The organism is Xanthomonas sp. NCPPB 1067, assembly GCF_020783795.1.
In the GTDB taxonomy this organism is placed as follows: domain Bacteria; phylum Pseudomonadota; class Gammaproteobacteria; order Xanthomonadales; family Xanthomonadaceae; genus Xanthomonas; species Xanthomonas melonis.
The window spans coordinates 233,686-258,551 of the sequence record NZ_JAJGQG010000002.1; the positions used below are offsets into that span (position 1 = coordinate 233,686).

A 24,866-nucleotide genomic window follows, 5' to 3' on the forward strand; every position below is an offset into this window, starting at 1 on the left:
GCTACTGGCGAGGGTCCACACCACGCAGGGGGACGTATGCACGAGTCTTTCAGGCAGGGCACGCCGGCCGAGTTGTGGCAGGCGTTGGTGCGCGAGGCGGGGCAGCGGACCGCATGTCCGCTGGACGAATCGCGCGAGCATTATCTGGTGTTCGTTCTGCTCCGTTTCCAGCGCGATGCGCATCTGCTCTCGCGGACGCAGGCACTGGCATGGCTGCACGCGCAGGAACAGGTAGGTAGCGTGCGTGCCGATCTGCTGCGCGATGTCGGCGATGGCTGCCTGCTGATCGCGGGCCTCTTCCCTGGCGTGGCGCAGCGGCGCCGTCTCAGCGTGGAGTACTTCATCGATCTGGGGCGCGGCGCCTACTCCGAAGTGGCCGATACGCGCTGCAGCGACGCCGGCCTGTTCGCACAACTGGCCGATGGCTATCGCGAGCTCGTCCAGACCCTGGCCGCACTGCGCACGCCGCGACAGTGGCAATGCGCGAGCAGTGGAATCCTGCATGCCTGACCACTAAGAGCGGCTAACAAAGCGACTGCGCAGCCGCCAGGCGGGCGCGGCCGGTGCTCGGAATCGGCATGTACCAAACGTACACTCCGGGTTTCTCCGCGCCGTCCACACCCACCTGACGACTGCTCGCTACGCTACGCTCTGTCAGCCGCTCTGAGCTCTCCCGCACGGGACCCTCCCGACAGTTCGGTGGGGACCGCCCCGACTGCCAAAACGCCAGCGTCGGCCCACACTATCCCGGCAGACTTGATCCGCCGGGCGACGCTGCAGTGCTCCGGATGGGTCGATCCTGTGCCAACGACCACCGCGCAACCTGTGCGGTGACGTCTTGCCGCACTGCGTGGGGGCGCGCAGTGCGGCACTTATTCCATGGGAAGGACATCCACATGAAGGTGTGTATTGCGGCCGTGCTGTTTGCGGTGGCTGGCGCGGCGATGGCGCAGGGGATTCCTCCCGGTTACGCCGGCGAGGGCGGGATGACGCTGCAGGAGATCGACCCTGCGATCTATGCTTACCATTACGATCACGGCTTCGTCGGCGAAGACGCGATGGGCTGGGACCCGGCATTGCAGTTTGCCTGGTCGCGCATCGCCGCCGCACACGTCTGCGCGCAGCGGCCAGTGTCCGACGCCGTGATCGGCAAATTGGTCGAGCAGTACGGGCAGTCGGCCGATGTGCATCAGATCAACGGCATCGGATTTCATGAGGCGCAGATGCGTGCGGCCGGCAGTTTCTGCACGCCAACGCGCAGCGACGAGGCGACTGCCGTGCTGCCGGCGTTCACCGGTGGCGATTTCTCGACCGCCACCGCCTACGCGGCAGCGGCCGCTGCCGGGACCCTGGCGGTGACAGAGCAGGCGCTACCGTCTCCACCCGTCGGCGATGTCACGATCGCGCCGTCGGCGGATTGGGCACTGCAACTGCCGTTGGGTGCACAGCTCAACCTGGGTGCGGACGGCCTGCCCAATGGCGACGAAATGTTGCGCGTGGTGCGGCGCGGGCATACCGGGGCTTATGTCGGATTGCAGGTTGCAGCCAGTCTGTTCGCGCGTGGCGTGGTGGCATCGGCCTTCAGCAAGGACCAGTTGAAGGGCGAGAAGATCAAGGACATCGGAAACCCCGGTTACGGGCTGCAGCGCGATGCCGTCAATGGACAGTTGAAGCGCTACTTCACCGGACATCCCGGCGCGATTCCGGTCGATCCGTTCCCGTTGCAGGTGGTGATGTCCGATTGGGCGCTGATCTATCAAAGCCTGAGCGACGACCGCTCGCCCTATGAATTGCGCTACAGCGTGACCATCGGCGGGGAACGCACCGGTCTGCTCAAGCGCAAGGCCAGCCGGGTCCATCTGGCGTGCACACCGACGCCGCGTACCGCCTCGTTGCAGGAGTGGGAAGCCGACAACTACGCCTTGGTCAAGCAGGCGGCTCAGGCGTATACCGACGAGTGCGCGGCCAGGTTCGCAGAACGTCTGCCGCAATGGTTTCCCGATACCGCCACGGTGGCGGCATCCGACTGAGCCGGGCACCAGCGGCGCCCGGCGTTGCATGCGCCAGAACGATCGTTCAGATCGCCGCGCGTGACGGGTTGCGTTGCTGGTCCTGCTGGTCCTGAGGCGGTTGCGGCTGCTGGGCCTGGGTTTCCTGCCGCACCGCATTGCTGCTGTGCTCCAGCGGGCGCTCTGTCGCCGCGGCCTTGTCGGCATAGATGCGTTGATGCGCGGGATCGTTGGGTTGCCCCTGCACCGCAAACAGCCCGCTGCCGTCCTTGCTCTGCACCACCATGTCGATGCGCTGCATGCCGCCGACCTTGGCTTCGAAAGCCAGTGCGCCAGCCGCGTTTTCCAATGCGCGCCGGTTGGGGAATGCCTGCGGGCCCAGCTGCTCCAGCTTGCCGACCGCCTGGTTGTACAGCGGATGGTCGGGATTGGTCTTCTCCGACAGCAACGGCGCTTTCTCGGCCTGCCTGAGCGCATTCCAGGTATCGCGGCCGACGATGCCGTCGTCCTGCAGGCCGTGCGCCCGCTGAAACGCCTTGACCGCTTCGCCCGTGCGTGGCCCATACGCACTGTCGGCCTGCAAGGCATTGCCGCTGGCGTCCTTGTAGCCGAGCTGCTGCAGCGTGTGCTGCAGCTTCTGGACCTCGGCGCCGTGCGCATCCTCGCGCAGCACCCCGGGGCTGCCCGCGCCAGCCGATGCGGGTGTGGGTTGCTGCGTCGCGGTGCCGTGCGACTGCTGCCTGTCCTGGCTACGGGCCTGCAGCAGATCGCGCGCTTCGGCAAGCGGGTCGCTGGCGAAGAGCTTGACGCCCTGGGCGTGCTTGCGTTGCAGATAGGTTTCCAGCGAACTGAGTTCGACCCCCTCGCCGCCGCGCGACTGGCTGATCTTCAGCTCCCCATCCCTGGGGTCGCGCACCACCATGGTGATGTGGTCGATGCCCTTGTAGCGGCCCGCATCCCAACTCTTGGCGCCGTTGTCCTCGCCGATGATCATGCCCTCCTTGAGCTTGTCGGCGGTGACGTCCTGGCCCTGGATCAGCACACCCGAGCGGTGCTCGGCCTTGCGCAGCAATTCGGATGCGCTATCGAAGCCCGGGCTGAACTTCTCGGCCTTGCTGAAGACCGACCTTCCCGCGCCGCGATTGATCTCGTCCATGGTGGCGTTCTGCATCTCGACCACCCAGCCGGAGCAATCGACCCGTCCCTGGTCCGGGTCCTTGGCGCCCAGGCCGTACTTCACGTGGTCGTACTTGTTCGTCAGTTCATAGGCCGCGCTCAGCGCGATGCCTTGGGTTGCAGCCTGTGCCGCCTGTGCAGGCGGTGCCTGCGGCGCGGGCGTTGCCTGGGCCGGCGCCGGAGCGGGCCGTTGTCCGGACAGCGGCTCGATCCCTTTTTCCGGCAGGTGGATACGGTCCATCTTCGTATCCCAGTAGCGGATGAAGGTTTGCGCCATGTCCTTGTCGGACATGCCCCTGAACGTGGCCGCATCCACGCCGGTCAGGGACTGCAGCTCTCTCCCGCCGATATTGTTGAGGATGTTGGCGCGCGTGCTGTCGAGACTGAAAGACCCGGTGGCCAGCGCTGCCTGCAGGGAACGATAGCCGCCGGCGCCCTGCTGGTGCGCCATGTACATGTCCAGGCCATCGGGCTCGGGTTTGCCTGACAGGTAGGGCCGGCCATCGCGTTCGTGCCGGTCCACCAGGGCGTTGCGGTTGTTCAGATAGAGGCGGGCGGCTGCATCGGTATTGACCACCGCATCCAGCTCGCGCCCTGCAATCCCGTACTCGGCAGCGGTCGGTGGCGTGAACTGGAACAAGCCCTTGGCACCGTTGGGGCCACGGTTTGCCAATTCGTCGAAACTGCCGCCTGTTTCCGCATAGGCGAAACGAAAGAAGTCATCGCGCGGAATGTTCCGCTGCTGCGCTTCACGTTCGATAATGTCGAGCACTTCGGCTCGCGAGTAATTCGTCGGCATCGCTCATCGTCCTTTCATTGAGTGCCGCAGCCCGGCGGCTGCAGCGGTACGCCGCCCGAACCAATTCCTTTGGTCCTGTGTCAGGGGGTCGGCAAATACGATTTGTGGGCCGCATCGTACCGGTATTGGACCGTCGCGTCACGCCCGGTTGCCGAGGGATCACCGGAGAGCGTAATGCGGATGTCCGGCAGCCCCGACTGCTGGACGAATGCCAGTGTGCTGCCGTTCTTCACGCAGGCGATCCTGCCGGGCGCATCCTCGCCGCAGTTGGCGCTATTGTCCTGGCCGGCCGGCAGATTGCCCACATAGGTCCAATGCGTGTCGTCGACCTCGGCGGTCTCCTTCGGATTGAACGCCAGCAGGTCGTAGGACAGGATGCGTACGCCGGACTGCAGGCTCCAGGTCGGTAGCGCGAGCACCAGGCGACCATCGTCGGTGACGTGGGTCTGGGGCTTGCGTGTGGTGTCGATGGTATTGGCCTGCTCCATGCCGCCGAACTCGCCGATATACGGCTCGGCACCCAGCAGCTTCCATGGCGACTTGCTGCCGGGTTCGCTGGTGACGAAGGTGGCGTGGGCCAGGGTCACCTTGGCGTCCGGTGCGGGATAGTGATTCTCGCGCTCGGCCCCGTAACGCTCGGGGGTTTCCCACGCAAAGCCGGTGTAGTAGCGCGTGCCGCCGAGGGCGAATTCGAAACCGTACCAGTAGTTGATCCAGCTGCCGTTGGCGACCTCGTACGACAGGGCGCCGTCGCCATCGACGTTGCTGATGAAGTACAGCACGCTGTCCGGGCGCGGCGGCTGCAAGTGCTGGGTCGTTCCCTGGGTCGCATCCTGCATGGAAGTGGCTTCCTTGTCTGAAGGGTGGGGGGCGGTGCTGGGAGTGCTTGCCTTCGGGGCCGCGGCGTCCGGGGGGGCCGGCTTGCATGCGGCGATCGTCGCCAGCGCAAGGATCAGTGGAATCTTCCTGACGAGCATTGGGGTGCATCCGTTGCGAAGGGCGGAAAAAGTCTACCCCAGCCCGGGGATGTGTCCATCCGTGGGGCTGGAGCGCGCATCATGCAGGCAGGGGTGCGGCAGCGGATGCACGAACTCTTCACGTACGCATGGATGGCATGCGCGCGAGGCGCCGCGCTGCGCCGCGCCTCGTCCAGGCGGAAGGGGCCTATACCAGCGGCGTGTTGGAGATGATCTCCACCCAGTAGCCGTCCGGGTCCTTGATGAAGGCCAGGTGCTTCATGCGGCCCTCTTCCAGGCGTTTCTGATAGGGCACGGCGAGGCTGTCGAAGCGCGCGCAGGCGGCGTGGATGTCCGGCACCGACACGCAGATATGACCGAAGCCACGCGGGTCGCTGTTGCCGTCGTGATACACCGCTCCCTCCTGGGCCTCGGTGCCATGGTTGTGGGTCAGCTCCAGCACGCCGGGAATGCCGGCCATCCACAGCCGCCGTTCGTCATCCTGTTCGGGAATCGTGGCGGTGCCGGGCAACAAGGCCAGGAAATACAGGCTGAATTGCGCATCCGCGAAGTGGCGGGCATCGAGCAGGCGAAAGCCCAGCACGCGGGTGTAGAAGTCCAGCGAACGTTGCGCATCCTTGACGCGCAACATGGTGTGGTTGAACACGAAGCCCTGGGTGTCACTGGGGGCGGCGCTGACGCCGGCTACCTGTTGCAGGTCGGTCAAAGGCATTGTGGTCTCCTCGGTCGAATCGTGCGCGCGGGCCAGGCGCGTGGGGTGAGTAGTTTAGCCAGGGGGAGGTGGGCGATGTGTCTGCGTCATGCGTGGCCTTGCCCGGGCGTGTCGCTGCATATGCGGTCTCTCTATCGAACGATGAGGCGATTCGCCAAATCGATCGCGCCGCGCGCTTTGCCGGCACCGTAAGTGCATCGGCGCGGCCGGCATCGCAGGCGCGGCGACGTGCATGCATCGCCTCAGAACCAGAGGCGGATACCGGCGACGAATTGGCTCTCGCGCGGCCGTTCGCCTGCGACCGCGTCGCGTTGAGCAGCATCGCCGAAGCGGCGGGTATGCACCCAGCCGATGTACGGTGCGACTTTGCGGGTGAACTCGTAGCGCAGCCGCACACCGGCTTCCACCTGCTCCAGGCCGGTGCCGATTCCGCGGCGGTCGTCATCGGTGAGGGCGATGTCGGCCTCCACGCGCGGTTGCAGGATCAGGCGATTGGTCAGCAAGACCTCGTACTCGCCTTCCAGGCGCAACGCGGCGCGACCGCCGTTGCCCAGATACAGGGTGGCTTCGGTCTCGAACTTGTACGGTGCCAGGCCCTGTAGGCCGATGGCGGCCCAACTGCGACGGTCATCCGGCGCCAGATCCTGGCGTGCGCCGATGAGCAGATCCCACCACGGCGAGATGGCGTGACCGTAGAAGGCTTCCAGCCAGGCCGATTGCGTACGGCCATTCGCGCGTTCGCCTTCGCTGCGCAGCCAGAGCCGGTCGATATCGCCGCCGATCCAGGCGCGCGCTTCCCAGTCCTGGCCCGTGCCGCGATCGGTGTCGACCGCTTCCAGGCGATCGAGCAGCACATAGTGATTGATGCCCATTCCGTGCATCGCATGTGCCTGCAATGGCGCGAAGGCGGCGGCGATCTCTTCGCTGGTGGGCACCGGAATCGGCTCGCGCGGCAACGCCGTTCCAGTTGGCGATGCGTGCATCGGTGCGGCATGCGCACCATGGCGCATCGCATGATGTTCCATGCCGTCATGCATGGCGGAATCGTGCTGCATCGTGTCGTGGGTCATCGCGTGCTGCGGCGTGACGCGGTGAGCCGGCGTGGCGGGATGTATCTCGTGCTTCATCGCGCCACGTGTCGTCGCATCCGTTGTCGTCGTGGTGTGCTCCGTTGCAGCTCGACTCTCCGTGGCGTGTTCGTTGGAATCATGGCCCATCGCCTGATGCTCCATTGCGCCGTGGCCCATGTCGGCGTGATGCATGGCGGCATGGTCCATGTGCGAGTGATCCATCGGCGCTGCGCTGCCGTCGTGCTGGGTCTGCGGTTCTGCAGCTCCGATTGCTGGCGCCGCCGCCGGGCGTGCGGCAGCCTCGTCCGCAGCCGTGACCGACGCATCCGGCACCGCCTGCGAACCGGCAGGGGGTTGAGCGTGCGTATGCGTCATCGTAGGCATGGCCTGTCGAGCGGTTGGCGACGGCTCGGGCGGAATCGCCTGCATGCCTTGCGAGGCGGGTGCGTCCGCCATTCCATCGGCCTGCAGCGCTGCTGCATGATCGCCATGAACGGCCGGACCCGTCGCAGCATGTGCGTGTTCCTGCGCGGCCAGCGATGCGCTGAACAACCAGGTGCCGACCACCAGCGAACGTAGTGCGCGCATGTTCATGCCTCCACCCGCACTTCGCGCATCATGCCCGCTTCCATGTGGTACAGCAGATGGCAGTGGTAGGCCCAGCGGCCCACCGCGTCGGCGCGCACGCGATAGCTGCGGCGCGTGCCAGGCGGCATGTCGATGGTGTGCTTGCGGACCTGGAAATTGCCGTCTACATCTTCCAGGTCGCTCCACATGCCGTGCAGGTGGATGGGGTGCTGCATCATGGTGTCGTTGACCAGCACGATGCGCAGCCGCTCGCCGTAGCGCAGGCGCAACGGATCGGCCGAGGCGAATGCCACGCCGTCGAAGGACCAGGCGAATTTTTCCATGTGCCCGGTCAGATGCAGTTCGATCTCGCGCCCCGGCTCGCGTCCATCCGGGTCCTCGAACAGGCTGTGCAGGTCGCCGTAGCGCAGTACGCGGCGGCCATTGTCGCGCAGGCCCACGCCCGGGTCGTCCAGGCGCGGTGTGGTGGCATTGCTGCGCATGTCGATCAGCGGGTTGCCCGCTTCGCTGGCGGCATGGTGCGGTGTCCTGGCATGCGCCTGCGCAACGTGATGCGCGTGCATCGGCATTGCCATCGCGCGTGCATCGGCGGCGCCGTGCATAGCATGGCCGTCGTGGTGCATGCCGTCGCCATGCCCCATGTCCTGCATGGTCAGGATGGCGCGCGGATCCAGTGCGGGAATCGGTGCCTGCAGGCCATGCCGCACCGCCAGCGTGCCGCAGGCGAAACCGGTGCGGCCCATGTCCTGCGCGAACAGGGTGAAGGCGTCCTGGCCGATGGGCTCGACCAGGACGTCGAAGGTCTCGGCCGCGGCAATGCGCAGCTCGTCCACGCTGACCGGATGCACGTATTGGCCATCGGCGGCCACCACGGTCATGCGCAGGCCGGGGATGCGGATGTCGAAGTAAGTCATCGACGATCCATTGATGAAGCGCAGCAGCACTTTCTCGCCGGGGACGAACAGGCCGGTCCAGTTGCCCGCCGGCGCCACGCCATTGAGCAGGTAGGTATAGGTATTGGCGTTGACGTCGGACAGGTCGGTGGGGGTCATGCGCATGCGCCCCCACATGCCGCGATCGGCCAGCGTGGCGCGCAGCCCGTCTTCGCGCGCATCGCGCAGGAAATCGCCCACCGTGCGCTGGGCGTAGTTGTCGTGGCTGGGCATCTGCTTCAAGCGGCGAAACAGTGCGGCAGGATCCAGGTCGGTCCAGTCCGACAGCAGCACCACATGTTCGCGATCGTAGCGGTACGGCGGTGGCGCCAGCGGGTCGATCACGATGGCGCCATACAGGCCGGCCTGCTCCTGGAACATCGAATGGCTGTGGTACCAGTAGGTGCCGGATTGGCGCAGCGCGAAGCGGTAGTGGTACTCCTGGCCCGGCGCGATGCCGTCGAAACTCATACCCGGCACGCCATCCATGTTGGCCGGCAACAGCAGCCCGTGCCAATGCACCGAGGTGGGTTGGTCGGTCAGCGTGTTGCGCACGCGCACGCTCACCGTGTCGCCCTCGCGCCAGCGCAGGATCGGTGCCGGCAGGCTCTGGTTGACGGTGATGGCAGGGCGCGAGCGGCCGGTGAGATTGACCGGCATCCGGCCGATCTGCAGCGACTGGCTGCTGCCGCGCAGCATCGGCGTGGCCATGGCGCCGGCAGCGCGCGCATCGCCGCGCCACAGGCCGGTGGCGGCAATGCCACCCAGGGCCAGGCCCTGCACGAAACGGCGCCGACTCATCCCGGAGCTGACAGTGTGAGGAACGACAGGAATAGCGGACGACATGACACCTCCGGTGCGCCCGCCGGAGCGGCAGACGCAACGCATCGCTGAGAAATCCCGCATCCATCGATGCAGGGCGAAGAGCGAGCAGGGCAGCCGATACCGCCGCGCGAAGCGGCGGCAGGCATGGACGACGCGGGGAGCGGGCGCGTACACGCCAGGCAGGGAGGTCCCCGCGACCGCTACACGCAGCTGACGCTGGGCGCCGCCCTGCGTGGGCTGCGCTCAGCCGATGGGAGGTCGAACCGGCTGTTCGGGGACCGGGCTGCCGCGCCCGTCAGCGGGAATCGACGGCAGGGCCGGCCGGCCGGGCAGGCCCGCCGGTACCGCCGGCAGAGTCAGCAGCGCCAGGCTGCAATGCTGCAGGCAGTCGCAGCTGCGCAGCTTGCAGCAGTCGGCCGCGTGCGGGTGCTTGGACGTCTCGGCCTGTATCGCCGTCGGTGGCTCGTGCGCATGACAGGGCATGGCATCCACGCTTACCGCGTGCCCGACCGCTGCGTGCGCAGCGGCTGTTGCAGCCGGCTGTTGCGTGTCCATCTGCGGCATCGCCATGCCCACCGACGCCCACGCACCGGTGGCCGTATTGGCGACCAGGCACAGGCACAGCAGCAGGCGAAGCAGGCAAGGCAGCACGGGCACGCACGACGGATCGGACGGGAGCGGCGAGCATACCACCGGCCCCTGGCTGTCCGCCCGATGACCGCCCGCCTCGGGCGTGCGCCCGGCAGCGGTAGAATCGACGCTTCCTTCGCCACACCGTCCTGCCATGTCGCAGCGCCAGTGGGTGGCCGCCGCCATCCAGAAGATCGAGGCCGATTTCAACCGATCGGCCGATACCCACCTGATCCCCATGGACCTGCCCGGCTATCCAGGCATCGACCTGTATTTCAAGGACGAGTCCAGCCACCCCACCGGCAGCCTCAAGCACCGGCTGGCGCGTTCGTTGTTCCTGTACGCGCTGACCAACGGCTGGTTGCGCGCAGGCCGGCCGGTGATCGAGGCCTCCAGCGGTTCCACAGCGGTGTCGGAGGCTTACTTCGCACGCTTGCTGGGGCTACCCTTCATCGCGGTGATGCCGGCTTCCACTTCGCCGGAAAAGATCGCCGCGATCGAATTCCAGGGCGGGCGTTGCCATCTGGTGGAGCGCGCCTGCGACCTGGACAGCGCCTCGCACCAGCTCGCGCGCGAGACCGGTGGGCACTTCATGGACCAGTTCACCTACGCCGAGCGCGCCACCGACTGGCGCGCCAACAACAACATCGCCGAATCCATCTTCAAGCAGCTGGCCGAGGAGCCGCACCCGATTCCGGAATGGATCGTCTGCAGTCCCGGCACTGGCGGCACAAGCGCCACCCTGGGGCGCTATGTGCGCTACCGGCGCCACGCCACCCGTATCCTGTGCGCCGATCCGGAAGTGTCGGTGTTCTTCGACGGTTACTGCCGTGCGGTGGATGGGCAATGCCCCAAGGAGCTGGCCATCACCGGTGGCTCGCGCATCGAAGGTATCGGCCGGCCGCGGGTGGAGCCCAGCTTCATCGCCACCTGCGTGGATGCGATGGTGAAAGTGCCCGACGCGCTGAGCCTGGCGGCGATGCGCCACGTCAGCGCCACGTTGGGCCGCCGCGTCGGCGGCTCCACCGGCACCAACTTCGTCGGCGTGCTGCAGGCGGCGCAACGGATGCGCGAGGACGGCCGCCAGGGCTCCATCGTCGCCATCCTGTGCGATGCCGGCGAGCGCTACGCGCATAGCTATTACGACCCTGCGTGGTACGCGGCACGCGCCATCGACATCACCGACAGCGACGCGGCCATCGCCAGCGCAGTGAATGGCGGCGCGCTGCCGCCACTGCCTTGTGCTGCGCTGGAATGACCGCCATATCGCTGCGGTAGGCAAGGGCAGGCCAGCTCCTGCCTTGTTCGCTCGTCCCTTCTCCTGATCCGTTCACCGCCGGAGCGCTCCATGACCAACCCCTTGCTCGACCTCTCCGGACTGCCGTCCTTCGATGCGATCCGACCCGAACACGTGGGCCCGGCGATCGACCAGCTGCTGGCCGAGGCCGAGGCGGCGGTCAAGACTGCCGAGCAGGTCAGCCCGGTGCGTTGGGACAGTTTCGTGGTGCCGCTGGACGATGCCACCGAGCGGTTGTGGCGTGCGTGGGGGCAGGTGGGGCATCTGCAGGCGGTGATGAATACCCCGGAGCTGCGCGAGGCCTACAACAGCAATCTGCCCAAGGTGAGCCGCTTCGGCAGTGCGCTGGGCCAGAACCTGGCGCTGTACGCGCAGTACAAGGCGCTGGCGCAATCGCCGGAGGCCTCCCACTACGACGACGCGCGTCGCAAGGTGCTGGACAACGCGCTGCGCGATTTCCGCCTGGGTGGTGCCGAGCTCGATGACGCGGACAAGGCGCGCTTTGCGCAGATCCAGGAAGAGTTGTCGGCGCTGGCGGCGAAGTTCTCGCAGAACGTGCTCGATGCCACCGATGCCTGGTCGTATGTCACCGACGACGAGACGCAGTTGTCCGGCCTGCCGGCCGAAGTGATCGCCGCCGCGCGCGCGGCCGCAGAAAAAGACGGCGTGCCGGGCTGGAAGTTCACCCTGCAGATGCCGTGCTACCTGCCGGTGCAGAGCGATGCCGACAGTCGCGAGCTGCGCGCAAAGCTCTATCGCGCCAACGCCGAACGTGCTTCCGAATTCGGCGATGCGGCGCTGGACAACAGCGCCAATATCGACCGCATCCTCGCGCTGCGCGCGGAGCTGGCGCACCTGCTCGGCTTTGCCAGCTACGCCGACTATTCCATCGCGACCAAGATGGCGCAGAGCCCGGAGGAGGTGATGGGTTTCCTGCGCGATCTGGCGGCCCGCGCCAAACCTCATGCGCAACGCGACCGTGCCGAACTGGAGGCTTTCGCCCGCGACGAACTGGGTCTGGACGAACTGCAGGCCTGGGACCTGGCCTATGCCAGCGAAAAACTCAAGCAGGCGCGTTACAGCTTCTCCGAGCAGGAAGTGAAGCAGTACTTCACCGAGCCCAAGGTGCTGGCCGGCCTGTTCGATGTGATCCACAGCCTGTACGGGCTCACCGTCAAACCCGACAGCGCGCCGGTCTGGCATCCGGATGTGCGGTTCTACCGCCTGGAAGATGCGCAGGGTGCACTGGTGGGCCAGTTCTATCTGGACCTGTACGCGCGCGAAGGCAAGCGCGGTGGTGCCTGGATGGACGATTGCCGCAACCGCCGCGACACCGCCAACGGTGTGCAGACGCCGTTGGTGTATCTGGTGTGCAACTTCGGCCGCGGCAGCGGCGATGCGCCGGCCACGTTCCGGCATGGCGAGGTCACCACGCTGTTCCATGAAATGGGCCATGGCCTGCATCAGTTGCTCACCCGCATCGGCGAACTCGGCGTGGCCGGCATCAACGGCGTGGAATGGGATGCAGTGGAGCTGCCCAGTCAGTTCATGGAGAACTTCTGCTGGGAATGGGAGCGGGTGCAGACGATGACCGCGCATGTGCAGACCGGTGAACCGCTGCCACGCAACCTGTTCGACCGCCTGCTGGCCGCGCGCAATTTCCAGAGCGGCATGTTCACCGTGCGTCAGCTCGAATTCGCCTTGTTCGACATGCAGCTGCACAGCAGTTTCGACCCGCTGCAGGACAGCGTGCTGAAGCTGATCGAGCGCGTGCGCGACGAAGTCGCCGTCAACCGTCCGCCGGCGTGGAATCGCTTCCCGCATCAGTTCAGCCACATCTTCGCCGGCGGTTACGCGGCCGGTTACTACAGCTACAAATGGGCCGAAGTGCTCAGTGCCGATGCCTACGCCGCATTCGAAGAGGCGCCCGAACAGGTGGCCGAGACCGGTGCACGTTTCCGCCACGAAGTCCTGTCGCGTGGCGGCAGCCGCAGTGCCGCAGACAATTTCCGTGCCTTCCGTGGTCGCGCGCCGACCATCGATGCATTGCTGCGGCATAACGGCATGGCGGGTTGATCCTTGCTGCACCACGCCTGACGTCGCCAGGTTGGCATCGCAGTGCGATGGCCCCGCGTATGGACGCAATCGCGTGGTGGCCCCTCGCCCGCTTGCGTGAAGGGATCGGTACATCAAGGAGCGTGCAATGCAGCGACATCTGTCATGGAGTGTGATGGTCGTGATGGCGGTGGCTGTGCCGGCGGCGGCGCAGCACGCCGGGCATGCCAATCGCCTGGCAGCCCTGCGTGCCGGCCCGGGCGATGAATACCAGCGCGTGGGCGAAGTCCGCGCTGGTCACGCGCTCACCGTCCATGGGTGCCTGAAGAACGGCAGGTGGTGCGATGTGCGTGCCCCCGATGCGCGCGGGTGGCTGCCCGCACAGGCAATCGCATTGGAACGCGGCGAGCTCACCGACGTGGTTCCCAAAATTGCGTTTTCACTGGACCCGTATTGGGATGCGCATTACCGCGGCCGCGAGTGGACGGTGGAAAGCGAGCGCGCGCTGTGGCGCCACCATCTGCCGGAAACCTCGCCGGAGCTGGAAGTATTGGCGCCCGGCGAGGGCCCGTCGCACCCTGGCGAGGCCTCCATTGCACGGCGCGCCAAGCGGCAAGCGCGTGAGAACACCGAACGGACCCGCCGCGAGCGGGCCGAGATCGACGCGGCCAAGGCCTTGCAGAACAAGCGCGAGGACTGTCGCAACCGGCAACGGGCGGCCGAACGGAATGCGGTCAGGGGCGCGGATGGCCAACCCGTCGGCGTTCAGGCCGCGCTGGAGGATTGCGACCGGCTGCGGGACTAAGAGCGGCGAACAGAACGTAGGGGGTGGATGGCGGATGCATAGCGCATCCGCGCGCCCGGAGAACCGCATCGTTCGCCCTGCACCGCATTACACCCGGCCGAACACCAGGGTGCCATTGGTGCCGCCGAAGCCGAAGCTGTTGGACATCACCGTGTTCAGGGTCGCCGCCTGCGTTTGTCGCAGGATCGGGAAGCCGTCGGCGCGTGGATCGAGTTCGTCGATATGCGCCGAACCGGCCATGAAGCCGTCGCGCAGCATCAGCAGGCAGAAGATCGCCTCGTGCACGCTCGCCGATCCCAGCGAGTGACCCGACAACGCCTTGGTCGACGACAGCGGCGGCACATCGTCGCCGAACACCTCGCGCACGGCGCCCAGTTCGGTGACATCGCCCAGCGGCGTGGAGGTGCCGTGGGTATTGAGGTAATCGATCGGGCGATCCAGCCCCTGCAGGGCCATGCGCATGCAGCGCACCGCGCCTTCGCCGCTGGGCGCGACCATGTCCGCGCCATCGGAGGTCACCCCGTAGCCGATCAATTCGGCATGGATGCGCGCACCGCGCGCGATCGCATGATCGTAGTCTTCCAGTACCAGCATGCCGCCGCCGCTGCCGATGACGAATCCGTCGCGCTGCGCATCGTAGGGACGCGAGGCCACGGCGGGGCGGTCGTTGAAGCCGGTGGACAGCGCGCCCATCGCATCGAACATCACGCTCATGGTCCAGTGCAGCTCTTCGCCGGCACCGGCGAACATCACGTCCTGCGCGCCGTGGCGGATCAGGTCCGCCGCCGCGCCGATGCAATGCGCCGAGGTGGCGCAGGCCGCCGACAAGGAATAGCTCAGGCCGCGGATCTTGAACGCAGTCGCCAGCGAGGCGGACACGGCAGAGCACATCGTGCGCGGCACCATGTACGGGCCCACCTTGCGCACGCCGCGGGCGCGCAGCAGGTCGGCGGTTTCCACCTGCCATTGGCTGGACCCGCCGCCGGAGCCGGCGATCACGCCGGTGCGCACATCGCTGACCTGTTCGGCGCTCAGGCCGGCATCGGCGATCGCATCGCGCATGGCCAGGTATGCATACGCCGACGCATCGCCCATGAAGCGTTTGAGCTTGCGGTCGATCAGCGCTTCCAGATCCAGTGCCACCGCGCCGCCGACCTGGCTGCGCAGGCCGGCGTCGGCATGATCGGGCAGCGCGGTGATGCCCGATCGGCCTTCACGCAATGCGGTGGAAACGGTGTCCAGATCATTTCCCAGACACGAATTGATGCCCATTCCGGTGACGACGACGCGGCGCATCAGAAGCTCTCCGTCGAGGTGAACATGCCCACACGCAGGTCCTTGGCGGTGTAGATCTCGCGTCCATCCACCAGCATGCGCGCATCGCTCTGCGCCATCACCAGCTTGCGGTTGATCACGCGGCTGATATCGATCTCGTAGTGCACCAGCGTTGCGCTGGGCAGCACCTGGCCAGTGAACTTGACTTCCCCGCAGCCCAGGGCGCGGCCGCGGCCGGGTGCGCCGATCCAGGTCAGGAAAAAGCCGGTCAACTGCCACATCGCGTCCAGTCCCAGGCAGCCGGGCATCACCGGGTCGCCGATGAAGTGGCAACCGAAGAACCACAGGTCCGGGCGCACGTCGAGTTCTGCGCGGATCACGCCCTTGCCATGCGCGCCGCCGGTGTCGCTGATCTCGGTGATGCGGTCGAACATCAGCATCGGGTCGTTCGGCAACCGACCGCTGTCGGGTCCGAACAATTCCCCACGCGCGCTGGCCAACAATTGATCGCGCGAATACGTACTTTGACGAGTCATGACGAACGGTTTCCTGCAGGCAATCGAAAGGCGAGGCCGGCAAGGGTGCATGAGGGCGCGCGGTTCAATCAAACGTTTTATCCGTACGCCTGCGTGCTGTTTTCAAGGCGGGATGCGCTGCGGAAGGCAGCGGTTGGGTGCAGGGCCAGGATCCTCAGCACGCGAGCCGTCGCCGCAACGGGCTGCATGGAGACATGCCGGGAGGCGGAGCGCACTCCAAACGCGATCGACGACGGTCGGGTCCGTTTCGCGGGCGCCCGGCCATGGCGCACGCAAGGCGTGAGACGCCGCTGATCTATCATGGGCCAACACCTGTGGAGAGACGTCAGCTTGATGCGCAAGATCGTGCACGTGGACATGGATGCGTTCTACGCCTCCGTCGAACAACGTGACGATCCAAGCCTGCGCGGCAAGCCGGTGGTGGTGGCCTGGCGCGGCGCGCGCTCGGTGGTCTGTGCGGCCTCCTACGAGGCGCGTGTGTTCGGGATCCGTTCGGCCATGCCTGCGCTGCGCGCCGAACGTCTATGCCCGGATGCGATCTTCGTGCCTCCGGATTTCGCGCGCTACAAGGCGGTGTCGCGCCAGGTGCGCGAGATCTTCCACCGGCAGACCGATCTGGTCGAGCCACTGTCGCTGGACGAGGCGTATCTGGACGTCACCGAGGCCAAGAGCGGCATCCAGCTCGCCAGCGAGATCGCGCAACTGATCCGCACCCAGATCCGCGACGAAACCCGGCTGACCGCATCGGCTGGCATCGCACCGAACAAGTTCCTGGCCAAGATCGCCTCGGACTGGCGCAAGCCCGATGGACAGTTCGTCATCGCCCCCAGCCGGGTGGATGCGTTCCTGCTGCCGCTCAAGGTCAATCGCATTCCCGGAGTCGGCAAGGTGATGGACGCCAAGCTGGCGGCGCTGGGGATCGTCACCGTTGCCGATCTGCGCACACGTCCGCTGGAGGAATTGCAGGCGCATTTCGGCAGCTTCGGACAGAGCCTGTATCGCCGCGCGCGCGGCATCGACGAGCGTCCGGTGGAGCCGGACCAGGAAGTGCAATCGGTATCCTCGGAGGACACCTTCAGCGAAGACCTCGCTCTCGAGGCGCTCGGCCCGCACATCCTGCGTCTGGCCGAAAAGACCTGGCATGCCACGCGTCGCACCGAGCGGATCGGGCGCACCGTGGTATTGAAGCTGAAGACCTCCGCGTTTCGCATCCTGACGCGCTCCCACACGCCCGAACAGCCGCCCGCCTCGTGCGAGGCGTTGGCGCAGATCGCGCTTGCGTTGACCCGGCGCGTCGAGCTTCCCGCGGACACGCGCTACCGCCTGGTCGGCGTGGGGATCAGCGGTTTCAGCGATTCCACAGAGGGCGCCGTGCAGGGGCAACTGTTCGGCGAACTGCCGCAGGCGTAACGCACGCCATGTGGCGCGTCGATCGCGCGTCAGCGGGCGGCACTGGTCGGCACCATCGGCAACGGTCGCTGGGCTGCGGCAACCGCTCCGCGGCCATGCATCGCCGTATCCGCGGCAACGCGCCGTGCAGCGCCAGCTCTTACACTGTGTCTGCTCCCCCGCACGAGGCCACTGCATGTTTGCGTATTCGCTGGTGATTTTCGATCTGGACGGCACCCTGGTGGATAGCGCCTCCGATATTGCCTATGCCCTCAATGCCACCTTGCACGAACTGGGCCTGCGGCAGTTCAGCGAATCCACCATTCGCTGCTGGATCGGCGAAGGCGTGCAGGTATTGCTCGCCACGGCGCTGCGCGAAGCCGGCGCAACGCATGATGCCGCGGCGGAAATGCCGGTGATGATGCGGCATTACGCCGCCAGCTTGTTGCGTAACCCGCAGTTGTATCCCGGCGTTGCCGAGGCATTGCACGGGCTGCGCGATGCCGGTGCAACGTTGGCGCTGTGCACCAACAAGCCCGCGCGCTTCATCGCCCCGTTGCTGGAGCACCTGGGCATCGCCGCGCTGTTCGGTGCGGTGCTCGGAGGCGATTCACTGCCGCAGCGCAAACCTGATCCGACACCGTTGCTGCATCTGGCGAGGCAGTTTCAGTGCGCACCGCGGCACTGCCTGATGGTCGGCGATTCGGGTACCGATGCAGCGGCGGCCAAGGCCGCCAACATGCCATTGGCGATGGTGCGCTATGGATATCTGCGCGGCTTCGATGTGCAAAGCGCCGGTGCGGTGGCGATCGTCGATGACATGCGTCAATTGCTTGCGTTGACCTGACGGCACCGTCGACGGGGAGTTCCCGCACAGCGCCGAGGCGGCAGGGTCGCTGCAGTGGCGTGGAAAAGCGGCGTGCGGCCGCCGCGCCCGGGTGCAGCCACTCAGTCGCTGCGCGTCTGGTCCGGGTCCGCAGCGTCGTCGTCGGCTTCGATCGTGTCGGCATGCACCTCGTGGTCGTCAGCGCGCGCATAGTGCACGGTTTCCACCGGCCCGCCGACCGCTCGCCCGCGGGGCGGCAGCAGTGCGCTGGCCGCCTCGTATTCGGCCAGCAAGGCCTGGCGACGCGCGTCGGGCACGTCCCGCCAGTGACAATCGGCCAGTGCGCCTTCCAGCGAATACAGCAGATTGAGGCTGGGTTTGAAGCCGGCACGGCGCACCTTGGCGAAGGCTGCCACCGCGCCCACCGCCTGCAGATCCTGTCGCGTGCGCAAGCCGACCTGGCGCAACCATGCGGCGCTCTTGGGGCCGATGTTGCGCATCCGTTCGGTGGTCACGCCACTGCGCTCACGAACACCTGCGCGATCGCTTCCAGGCCGCGTTGATCCTCGCCGTCGAAGCGGTCCAGCTCCGGACTGTCCAGGTCCAGCACGCCGATCAGTGCGTCGCCCTTGACCAATGGGATCACTAGCTCCGAACGCGATGCCGAATCACAGGCGATATGCCCGGGGAACGCATCCACGTCGGCAATGCGCTGGGTCTGTCGGGTGCTGGCAGCCGCGCCGCAGACGCCCTTGTCCAGCGGGATGCGCACGCAGGCCGGCAGGCCCTGGAACGGCCCCACCACCAGCTCACGTCCGTCGTAGAAGTAGAAGCCGGCCCAGTTCAACGATGGCAGCGCGTGGAAGATCAGCGCTGCCAGGTTGGCGGCATTGGCGATCCGGTCCGGCTCGCCGTGCACCAGGGCCTGGGCCTGCGCGGTGAGCTGGGCATATTGTTCCGGCTTGCTGCCGGTCAGCGATGAGGTGGCGAACATGCGCGAAGTTTAACAGCCGGGGTCTGCCGCGGCGTTGCGACCGGAACGGCCGCAACGCGCCGCCGCGGCGGACGCTGTTCTCCAGCAGCATCGCCATCCGGGCAAGCATGTCAAAGGCTGCCGATCCAGATCCAGATCCAGATCCGATCCGATCCGTTCCCGAATCCCGAATCCCGAATCCCGAATCCCGAATCCCGAATCCCGAATCCCGAATCCCGATTCCCGATTCCGCCGCACACACCCGCGCTATGCTGCGCGCCCTCACGGCAATCGCGGCGCAGCCGCAGGATCAAGGCGCATGCAGTTCCCGGCGTTCTATGTCACCGGCACCGATACCGGCATCGGCAAGACCATGGCCAGCACCGCCCTGCTGCATGCCCTGCGCGCACGCGGGCACACCGCGGTGGGGATGAAGCCGGTCGCCAGCGGCTGCGACCACACCCCGCAGGGCTGGCGCAACGAGGATGCGCTGGCGTTGCAGGCGGCCAGCAATCCGCAGCCGGACTACGCCACGCTCAACCCCTATGCCTTGCCCGCACCGTTGGCGCCGGAACTGGCTGCCGCCGAGGTAGGGGTGAGCCTGTCGCTGGAGCCGCTCGTCCATGCCTTCGCGCAGTTGCGTGCGCAGGCGCAGCACGTGGTGGTCGAAGGCGTCGGCGGCTGGGCCGCGCCGCTGAGCGCAACGCTGGATCAGGCAGACCTGGTGCGCGCGCTGCGTCTGCCGGTGGTGCTGGTGGTCGGCGTACGGCTGGGCTGCATCAACCATGCGCGCCTGACCGCGGCGGCCATCGCCGCCGATGGAGTGGAGTGCATCGGCTGGATCGCCAACGAAGTGGATCCGCAGATGGAGCGCATCGAGGAGAACATCGGCATGCTCGGCCAACGGCTGGCGATGCCGTGCTGGGGACGGATCCGCTGGCGCCCCGGCGCCGATGCCGCCAGCCAGGCGCAGGAGCTGCGGTTGCCTGCGTAGGCCGAGGCGGACCTCGCGCCTGCCGCGTCCACATCGGCAGCCGGACCGATCTTCCACGGTTGAGCGGAGCCGCGCCGTGCCGCCGTGCGCGCTGCGCCTCGTTGCCGGCTGCGGGCGCAGCCGCGCCCCACGTGTCGTACCTGCACGTGGACAGAGAGGCGCAAATAAAAAAGCCCGACAGAGGGAGGGATCTGTCGGGCCGGATTGCATGGGGGGAGGGACCCATGCAAAGACGCTGAATTGTGTTGGCCGTTACCTGCGCCGGCTCTTGGCGCTCGCGCCAGCCGGATCGCCGCCGTGTTCGAAGTGCTGCCTGGCGAACTGTCCGAATTCGCCGGACATCTTCAGCCCCATCCCGACCACTTCCTGGTTGGCCGATGCCAGCCGTTCCAGGTTGTCGCGGGCCACTTGCAGTCCTTTCGGCCAGAGTGTCTGGTAGGCCCCCAGATCGCGGGCCTGTGCGAACTCACCGAAGAAGCGGGTGGTCGCGTTGACGTTCTGCTCCAGCGTGTCCAACGCCAACTGGTTGGCGCGTGCTGCCGCAGAGGCGAACTGACTGGTGAAGCTGTTTTCGAACTGCGCCGACATTGCGAACCCCTTGGGGAAAGCCGTGACCGTTTGTTGCGTTGCAGCATACACTGCGATTGCTGCAACGCAACACGTTTCCTGAAGTTTTTCAGAACGTCTTTGGAATGTCTTTGGATTCAAAGGTTTGGCGAGGTCGCCAAAACGACAAGGCCGCCCGTACGGCGGCCTCGGGTAGTGCAAGTGCGCAGGGATCAACCGCGATAACGGCAGCCGGAGGTGCAGGTCTCATGCACCACGATCTCGCTCAGCTGCGGCAGTGCCGGCTTGAGCTGGTTCCAGATCCAGATCGCCAGGCGCTCGCTGGTCGGGTTCTCCAGTCCCTCGATGTCGTTGAGATAGTGGTGGTCCAGGCGGTCGTAGATCGGCTGGAAGGCCGCCTTGATGTCGCCGAAATCCATGATCCAGCCGGTCTCTGCGTCCGGTTCGCCGCTGACATGCAGTTCGACCCGAAACGAATGCCCGTGCAGGCGGGCGCATTTGTGCCCAGGCGGCACATTCGGAAGCCGGTGCGCGGCTTCCAGGGTGAATACCTTGAAGATGTCCATGGCGATGATTCGGCAAGCAGTGAGAGGGAAGGGCGTGCACCGGCACCGCGCCGGATCACGCAAGGGCTCGGTCGGGCCGGGACGCACGAAACAAGGGCCGCATCGCGGCCCTTGTGGTCAACCGAGGCGCAACGTTCAGACGCCGCGGTTGGCCGGACGGCCGTTGCCACCACGTCCGCCATCGCGCCGTCCTGCACCCGTACCGGCGTTGGCCTGACGCGGACCGCCGTTGCGCTGGCCGCCGGGCTTCTTCGGACCTGCATGCGCATGGCGCGGCGCCTCGCCGTGCGGACGACGGGCATGGCTCTTGCGCGGTGCGCGCTCGCCACCGGGCTGCTCGGCACGGCCCGGCGCGCTGTTGCCCCAGCGGATCGGGGTCTGGGGCTCGTAGCCTGGCACATCGCGGATTTCCACATCGCGGCCCAGCATGCGCACGATCTGGCGCAGCAGTTTGGCCTCGTCCTGGGCCACCAGCGAAATCGCCTCGCCGGTGGAACCGTTACGGCCGGTGCGACCGATGCGGTGCACGTAGTCCTCGGCCACCATCGGCAGGTCGTAGTTGATGACCTTGGGCAACTGGTCGATATCGATGCCGCGCGCGGCGATATCGGTGGCCACCAGCACGGTCACCCGGCCAGCCTTGAAGTCGCTCAATGCGCGCATGCGCTGGCCCTGGCTCTTGTTGCCGTGGATCGCCGCGGTCTTGATGCCCGACTTCTCCAGGAACAGCGCCAGCTTGTCGCTGCCGTGCTTGGTGCGCGCAAACACCAGGGTCTGCTCGCGGCTGTCCTGCGCCAGCAGGTGCAGCAGCAGGTCGCGCTTGCGCGCGCCATCGACCGGGTGCACACGGTGGGTGATGCTCTCGGCCACGGTGTTGCTCGGGGTGACCTGCACCTGCATCGGGTTGCGCATGAATTCCAGCGCCAGCTGCTTGATGTTCTCCTCGAAGGTCGCCGAGAACAGCAGGGTCTGGCGGTTCTGGCGCGGCAGCTTGCCCAGGATGCGCTTGATCGAGGGCAGGAAGCCCATGTCCAGCATGCGGTCGGCCTCGTCCAGGATCAGCACCTCGATGCCGGACAGGTCCACGCTGCGGCGTTCGATATGGTCGATCAGGCGGCCCGGGCAGGCGATCAGCAGGTCAACGCCACGGCGCAGCGCATCGAGCTGGTTGCCCATGCCCACGCCGCCGTAGATCACCGCGCTGGGGATGCGCAGGTATTTGCTGTAGCCGCGCAGGCTGTCATGCACCTGGGTAGCCAGTTCGCGGGTGGGGGTCAGGATCAGCGCGCGCGGCTTGCGCGGGCCGTTGACGGCCTGCGGCGAGGTGCCCAGGTGTTGCAGCAGCGGCAGGCCAAACGCCGCGGTCTTGCCGGTGCCGGTCTGCGCACCGGCCAGCAGGTCGTGGCCTTCCAGCACCAGCGGGATCGCCTGCTGCTGGATCGGGGTGGGGGTCTCGTAGCCCTGCTCGGCCAATGCGCGCAGCAGGAAGGGCGCAAGGCCCAGGGATTCGAATGACATCAGGAAGCTCCAAGTAAAGCGCCGCCGCCAGGCCGGGCCCGGAGCGCGAACGCATTGCAGATGCAAAAAGGTGAGGCTCGGAGCGTTCCCGTGAACCGCGCTGCGAGATGGTGGATCAACCCGATAGGACACGACGGGTTTGTCGGCACCACGAAAGGCGTCGGGTGGGGCGGGCGAGCGGATCGATCGATCCTGGCCTCGCCGGCGGTCCCAGAGGGAAACGGACGGCCGCATGCAGACCCGGCAAGTGTACGCGTGTTTGGCGCGCTGCACAAAAAGCGGGATTCGCAGTAGGCCACGCTTCAGCTGTTTCAGGTGTAACGGATGTTGCGGCAGGCCGTACAATCGGCCAACCCGTCACTGCACAGGAAGATCATGAAGCTAGGTTCCCTGAAGGAAGGCGGCCGTGATGGCAGCCTGATCGTGGTCTCGCGCGACCTGGGCAAGGCGGTCCGCGCCACCGGCATCGCCGCCACCCTGCAACGCGCGCTGGAAGACTGGAGCAATATCGCGCCGCGGCTGAATGCCCTGGCCGATGCGCTGGAGGACGGCAGCGCCGATGGCGTGTTCGACCTGGATCCGCAGGCGCTGGCCGCGCCGCTGCCGCGCGCCTACGAATTCGTCGACGGCAGCGCCTACCTGCCGCACGTGGAGCGGGTACGCCGCGCACGCAATGCGGAGGTGCCCGAGAGCTTCTATACCGACCCGTTGATGTACCAGGCCACCAGTGCCGGGTTCTACGGCCCGCGCGATGCCATCAAGGTGGTCAGCGAGGAGTACGGCATCGATCTGGAGGCCGAGCTGGTGGTCATCACCGACGACGTGCCGATGGGGGCCTCGGCCGAGCAGGCGGCCGCGCACATCCAGCTGATCGGCCTGGTCAACGATGTCTCGCTGCGCAACCTGATCCCGGCCGAGCTCGGCAAGGGGTTCGGCTTCCTGCAGTCCAAGCCGCGTTCGGCGCTGTCGCCGGTGTTCATCACCCCCGACGAACTGGGCGATGCCTGGCGCGGCAACAAGGTGCATCTGCCGCTGGTGACCCATGTCAACGGCGCCTGGTTCGGCGCGCCGGAGGCCGGCAACGACATGCAGTTCGACTTCGCCCAGTTGGTGGCGCATGCCGCCAGGACCCGGCCGCTGTCGGCCGGTACGATCGTGGGCTCCGGCACCATCGCCAACCAGGACACGACGCTGGGTGCCTCGTGTTTCGCCGAACAGCGCGTGGTGGAGACCTTGCGCGACGGCAAGCCGAGTACCCCGTTCATGTCCTTCGGCGACGAGGTGCGCATCGAGATGTTCGCCGCCGACGGCAGCAGCCTCTTCGGCGCGATCGAGCAGCGCGTCGAACGGCAGCCGCTGCCGTGACCTGCGGCGCAGCGGCGGCGGGTGCTCGTGTATGAGCGCGGCCCTGGAGCTGTTTTCGTACTGGCGTTCCAGCGCGGCCTATCGCGTGCGCATCGGGCTCGGGTTGAAGGCGCTGGACTACATCGCCCGCCCAGTACATTTGGTGCGCGACGGTGGCGAGCAGCATGCGCCTGCCTATGCACAACTCAATCCGCAGGAATTGGTGCCCACCTTGCGGTATGGCGAGGTGGTGATCACGCAGTCGCTGGCAATCCTGGACTATCTGGAAGAGGCATTCGCAGACACCATGGCATTGCTGCCGGGCGCGCCCGCCGAGCGCGCCCGGGTGCGCGCGCTGGCCCAGCTCATCGCCTGCGATGTGCACCCGCTCAACAACCTGCGCGTCATGCAGGTGCTGGAACGCGAGTTCACGCTGGACGCCGCACGACGCCAGCAGTGGACGCGGCTCTGGATGGAGCGCGGCTTCGCGGCGCTGGAAACCCAGCTGGCGCGCGATGCGCGGACCGGGCGCTTCTGTCATGGCGATACGCCCGGCCTGGCCGATTGCGTGCTGATTCCGCAGCTCTACAACGCGCACCGGTTCGAAGTCGACCTGGCGCCCTATCCGACCCTGCGGCGCATCGAGCAGGCCTGCCTGCAGTTGCCGGCCTTCGACGCGGCGCGACCGGAAAAGCAGGCTGACGCGGTGGTGTAGGGGCGCAGCGTTGCAGCCCTCATCCGCCCTTCGGACACCTTCTCCCGTAGAACGGGAGAAGGGCAGGCAGGAACGCACCCGATCCGGGCGGATGTCGCCACGCGTGGCCGACAGCGCAGTACAAGCCGACAGCGCAATGCAGGCCGGCACCGCAATACAGGTTTCAACGTTTCGACGCCGGCACCCTGGAACACCACGCGGCCACCGCTCTTTTCTTTCTCCCGCCTGCGGGAGAAGGTGCCCCGCAGGGGCGGATGAGGGGGAGAGATCGCGCCGACCTCGCAGATG

23 protein-coding genes and 1 other RNA gene are annotated in these 24,866 nt (G+C 66.7%); 11 read left to right on the forward strand and 13 right to left on the reverse strand.

Annotated elements, in window-relative coordinates; all coding sequences use genetic code 11:
* Nucleotides 1-36 precede the first annotated feature (36 nt).
* The 3 genes from LL962_RS02830 (at nt 37) to LL962_RS02840 (ending at nt 2,030) form a co-directional block, all read left to right on the forward strand.
* Nucleotides 37-510 (forward strand): hypothetical protein, encoded by a 474-nt coding sequence (locus LL962_RS02830; protein WP_228315815.1) that lies wholly within the window; start codon nt 37-39, stop codon nt 508-510.
* A gap of 68 nt (nt 511-578) precedes the next feature.
* A non-coding RNA gene (locus tag LL962_RS02835) (sX9 sRNA) lies at nt 579-660 on the forward strand.
* Between the two features lie 236 nt (nt 661-896).
* A complete protein-coding gene (locus LL962_RS02840; RefSeq protein ID WP_228315816.1) occupies nt 897-2,030 on the forward strand; it encodes a hypothetical protein in 1,134 nt (377 codons plus the stop codon).
* A 46-nt stretch (nt 2,031-2,076) separates the two neighbouring features.
* On the opposite strand, the gene LL962_RS02845 is transcribed toward LL962_RS02840, so the two are convergent.
* The 6 genes from LL962_RS02845 to LL962_RS02870 form a co-directional block, all read right to left on the reverse strand.
* A complete protein-coding gene (locus LL962_RS02845) occupies nt 2,077-3,957 on the reverse strand; it encodes an XVIPCD domain-containing protein (RefSeq protein ID WP_228315817.1) in 1,881 nt (626 codons plus the stop codon).
* A gap of 107 nt (nt 3,958-4,064) precedes the next feature.
* Complete coding sequence (locus tag LL962_RS02850) at nt 4,065-4,823, reverse strand: hypothetical protein (protein ID WP_228315818.1); 759 nt, start codon at nt 4,821-4,823, stop codon at nt 4,065-4,067.
* A 325-nt stretch (nt 4,824-5,148) separates the two neighbouring features.
* Entirely contained in the window at nt 5,149-5,673 is a 525-nt protein-coding gene (gene gloA, locus LL962_RS02855; RefSeq protein ID WP_228315819.1) for a lactoylglutathione lyase, read from the reverse strand.
* 242 nt (nt 5,674-5,915) lie between these two features.
* On the reverse strand, nt 5,916-6,965 hold the full coding sequence (locus LL962_RS02860) for a copper resistance protein B (protein ID WP_441004848.1): 1,050 nt from the start codon (nt 6,963-6,965) through the stop codon (nt 5,916-5,918).
* 368 nt (nt 6,966-7,333) lie between these two features.
* Nucleotides 7,334-9,109: a copper resistance system multicopper oxidase gene (locus tag LL962_RS02865; RefSeq protein ID WP_228315821.1), complete on the reverse strand. Its 1,776-nt coding sequence runs from the start codon at nt 9,107-9,109 to the stop codon at nt 7,334-7,336.
* A 222-nt stretch (nt 9,110-9,331) separates the two neighbouring features.
* Nucleotides 9,332-9,781, reverse strand: a complete 450-nt coding sequence (locus LL962_RS02870) for a CopL family metal-binding regulatory protein (RefSeq protein WP_228315891.1) — start codon at nt 9,779-9,781, stop codon at nt 9,332-9,334.
* A gap of 91 nt (nt 9,782-9,872) precedes the next feature.
* On the opposite strand from LL962_RS02870, the gene LL962_RS02875 reads away from it, so the two are divergent.
* From LL962_RS02875 to LL962_RS02885, 3 genes are all read left to right on the forward strand, one after another.
* Nucleotides 9,873-10,976, forward strand: a complete 1,104-nt coding sequence (locus tag LL962_RS02875) for a PLP-dependent cysteine synthase family protein (RefSeq protein ID WP_228315822.1) — start codon at nt 9,873-9,875, stop codon at nt 10,974-10,976.
* Between the two features lie 90 nt (nt 10,977-11,066).
* Nucleotides 11,067-13,091, forward strand: a complete 2,025-nt coding sequence (locus LL962_RS02880) for a M3 family metallopeptidase (protein ID WP_228315823.1) — start codon at nt 11,067-11,069, stop codon at nt 13,089-13,091.
* 127 nt (nt 13,092-13,218) lie between these two features.
* Nucleotides 13,219-13,875, forward strand: coding sequence for an SH3 domain-containing protein (locus LL962_RS02885; protein WP_228315824.1), 657 nt, complete (start codon nt 13,219-13,221; stop codon nt 13,873-13,875).
* An 87-nt stretch (nt 13,876-13,962) separates the two neighbouring features.
* On the opposite strand, the gene fabB is transcribed toward LL962_RS02885, so the two are convergent.
* Nucleotides 13,963-15,171: a beta-ketoacyl-ACP synthase I gene (gene fabB / locus LL962_RS02890; RefSeq protein WP_228315825.1), complete on the reverse strand. Its 1,209-nt coding sequence runs from the start codon at nt 15,169-15,171 to the stop codon at nt 13,963-13,965.
* Nucleotides 15,171-15,686 (reverse strand): 3-hydroxyacyl-[acyl-carrier-protein] dehydratase FabA, encoded by a 516-nt coding sequence (gene fabA / locus LL962_RS02895; RefSeq protein WP_228315826.1) that lies wholly within the window; start codon nt 15,684-15,686, stop codon nt 15,171-15,173. Before fabA ends, fabB begins: the two co-directional genes overlap by 1 nt.
* A gap of 333 nt (nt 15,687-16,019) precedes the next feature.
* Between fabA and dinB the strand changes: the two genes are divergently transcribed.
* Entirely contained in the window at nt 16,020-17,096 is a 1,077-nt protein-coding gene (dinB, locus tag LL962_RS02900) for a DNA polymerase IV (protein WP_104585125.1), read from the forward strand.
* Nucleotides 17,097-17,271: 175 nt separating this feature from the next.
* Nucleotides 17,272-17,922, forward strand: a complete 651-nt coding sequence (gene gph, locus LL962_RS02905; RefSeq protein ID WP_228315827.1) for a phosphoglycolate phosphatase — start codon at nt 17,272-17,274, stop codon at nt 17,920-17,922.
* A gap of 101 nt (nt 17,923-18,023) precedes the next feature.
* Here gph and LL962_RS02910 read toward each other — a convergent pair whose 3' ends face one another.
* Together LL962_RS02910 and LL962_RS02915 are read right to left on the reverse strand one after the other, a co-directional pair.
* Entirely contained in the window at nt 18,024-18,416 is a 393-nt protein-coding gene (locus tag LL962_RS02910; protein WP_104585121.1) for a TfoX/Sxy family protein, read from the reverse strand.
* Complete coding sequence (locus tag LL962_RS02915) at nt 18,413-18,895, reverse strand: GAF domain-containing protein (RefSeq protein WP_104585119.1); 483 nt, start codon at nt 18,893-18,895, stop codon at nt 18,413-18,415. The genes LL962_RS02910 and LL962_RS02915 overlap by 4 nt, the downstream gene beginning before the upstream one ends.
* Before the next feature lie 298 nt (nt 18,896-19,193).
* Here LL962_RS02915 and bioD point away from each other — a divergent pair, with 298 nt between their 5' ends.
* Entirely contained in the window at nt 19,194-19,868 is a 675-nt protein-coding gene (bioD, locus tag LL962_RS02920; protein WP_228315828.1) for a dethiobiotin synthase, read from the forward strand.
* 252 nt (nt 19,869-20,120) lie between these two features.
* Here the strand turns inward: bioD and LL962_RS02925 are convergent, their stop codons facing one another.
* The 3 genes from LL962_RS02925 to LL962_RS02935 form a co-directional block, all read right to left on the reverse strand.
* Nucleotides 20,121-20,456: a phasin family protein gene (locus LL962_RS02925; RefSeq protein ID WP_228315829.1), complete on the reverse strand. Its 336-nt coding sequence runs from the start codon at nt 20,454-20,456 to the stop codon at nt 20,121-20,123.
* A 191-nt stretch (nt 20,457-20,647) separates the two neighbouring features.
* Nucleotides 20,648-21,001, reverse strand: coding sequence for a 6-carboxytetrahydropterin synthase QueD (gene queD / locus LL962_RS02930; RefSeq protein WP_228315830.1), 354 nt, complete (start codon nt 20,999-21,001; stop codon nt 20,648-20,650).
* A 135-nt stretch (nt 21,002-21,136) separates the two neighbouring features.
* A complete protein-coding gene (locus LL962_RS02935) occupies nt 21,137-22,519 on the reverse strand; it encodes a DEAD/DEAH box helicase (RefSeq protein WP_104585113.1) in 1,383 nt (460 codons plus the stop codon).
* Nucleotides 22,520-22,894: 375 nt separating this feature from the next.
* Between LL962_RS02935 and LL962_RS02940 the strand changes: the two genes are divergently transcribed.
* Together LL962_RS02940 and maiA are read left to right on the forward strand one after the other, a co-directional pair.
* Nucleotides 22,895-23,884: a fumarylacetoacetate hydrolase family protein gene (locus LL962_RS02940; RefSeq protein ID WP_329957103.1), complete on the forward strand. Its 990-nt coding sequence runs from the start codon at nt 22,895-22,897 to the stop codon at nt 23,882-23,884.
* A 31-nt stretch (nt 23,885-23,915) separates the two neighbouring features.
* Nucleotides 23,916-24,578, forward strand: coding sequence for a maleylacetoacetate isomerase (maiA, locus tag LL962_RS02945; RefSeq protein WP_228315832.1), 663 nt, complete (start codon nt 23,916-23,918; stop codon nt 24,576-24,578).
* The last annotated feature ends 288 nt before the right edge of the window (nt 24,579-24,866 follow it).

Bases quoted from the DNA above. Each gene is read 5' to 3' on its own strand.
- LL962_RS02925 (WP_228315829.1), bottom strand. From the start codon at position 20,456: ATGTCGGCGCAGTTCGAAAACAGCTTCACCAGTCAGTTCGCCTCTGCG.
- LL962_RS02850 (WP_228315818.1), bottom strand. From the start codon at position 4,823: ATGCAGGATGCGACCCAGGGAACGACCCAGCACTTGCAGCCGCCGCGC.
- LL962_RS02865 (WP_228315821.1), bottom strand. From the start codon at position 9,109: ATGTCGTCCGCTATTCCTGTCGTTCCTCACACTGTCAGCTCCGGGATG.
- LL962_RS02940 (WP_329957103.1), top strand. From the start codon at position 22,895: ATGAAGCTAGGTTCCCTGAAGGAAGGCGGCCGTGATGGCAGCCTGATC.
- LL962_RS02860 (WP_441004848.1), bottom strand. From the start codon at position 6,965: ATGGATCACTCGCACATGGACCATGCCGCCATGCATCACGCCGACATG.
- LL962_RS02880 (WP_228315823.1), top strand. From the start codon at position 11,067: ATGACCAACCCCTTGCTCGACCTCTCCGGACTGCCGTCCTTCGATGCG.
- gph (WP_228315827.1), top strand. From the start codon at position 17,272: ATGTTTGCGTATTCGCTGGTGATTTTCGATCTGGACGGCACCCTGGTG.
- LL962_RS02915 (WP_104585119.1), bottom strand. From the start codon at position 18,895: ATGTTCGCCACCTCATCGCTGACCGGCAGCAAGCCGGAACAATATGCC.
- LL962_RS02885 (WP_228315824.1), top strand. From the start codon at position 13,219: ATGCAGCGACATCTGTCATGGAGTGTGATGGTCGTGATGGCGGTGGCT.
- LL962_RS02935 (WP_104585113.1), bottom strand. From the start codon at position 22,519: ATGTCATTCGAATCCCTGGGCCTTGCGCCCTTCCTGCTGCGCGCATTG.
- LL962_RS02840 (WP_228315816.1), top strand. From the start codon at position 897: ATGAAGGTGTGTATTGCGGCCGTGCTGTTTGCGGTGGCTGGCGCGGCG.
- fabA (WP_228315826.1), bottom strand. From the start codon at position 15,686: ATGACTCGTCAAAGTACGTATTCGCGCGATCAATTGTTGGCCAGCGCG.
- dinB (WP_104585125.1), top strand. From the start codon at position 16,020: ATGCGCAAGATCGTGCACGTGGACATGGATGCGTTCTACGCCTCCGTC.
- fabB (WP_228315825.1), bottom strand. From the start codon at position 15,171: ATGCGCCGCGTCGTCGTCACCGGAATGGGCATCAATTCGTGTCTGGGA.
- bioD (WP_228315828.1), top strand. From the start codon at position 19,194: ATGCAGTTCCCGGCGTTCTATGTCACCGGCACCGATACCGGCATCGGC.
- LL962_RS02875 (WP_228315822.1), top strand. From the start codon at position 9,873: ATGTCGCAGCGCCAGTGGGTGGCCGCCGCCATCCAGAAGATCGAGGCC.
- maiA (WP_228315832.1), top strand. From the start codon at position 23,916: ATGAGCGCGGCCCTGGAGCTGTTTTCGTACTGGCGTTCCAGCGCGGCC.
- queD (WP_228315830.1), bottom strand. From the start codon at position 21,001: ATGGACATCTTCAAGGTATTCACCCTGGAAGCCGCGCACCGGCTTCCG.
- gloA (WP_228315819.1), bottom strand. From the start codon at position 5,673: ATGCCTTTGACCGACCTGCAACAGGTAGCCGGCGTCAGCGCCGCCCCC.
- LL962_RS02830 (WP_228315815.1), top strand. From the start codon at position 37: ATGCACGAGTCTTTCAGGCAGGGCACGCCGGCCGAGTTGTGGCAGGCG.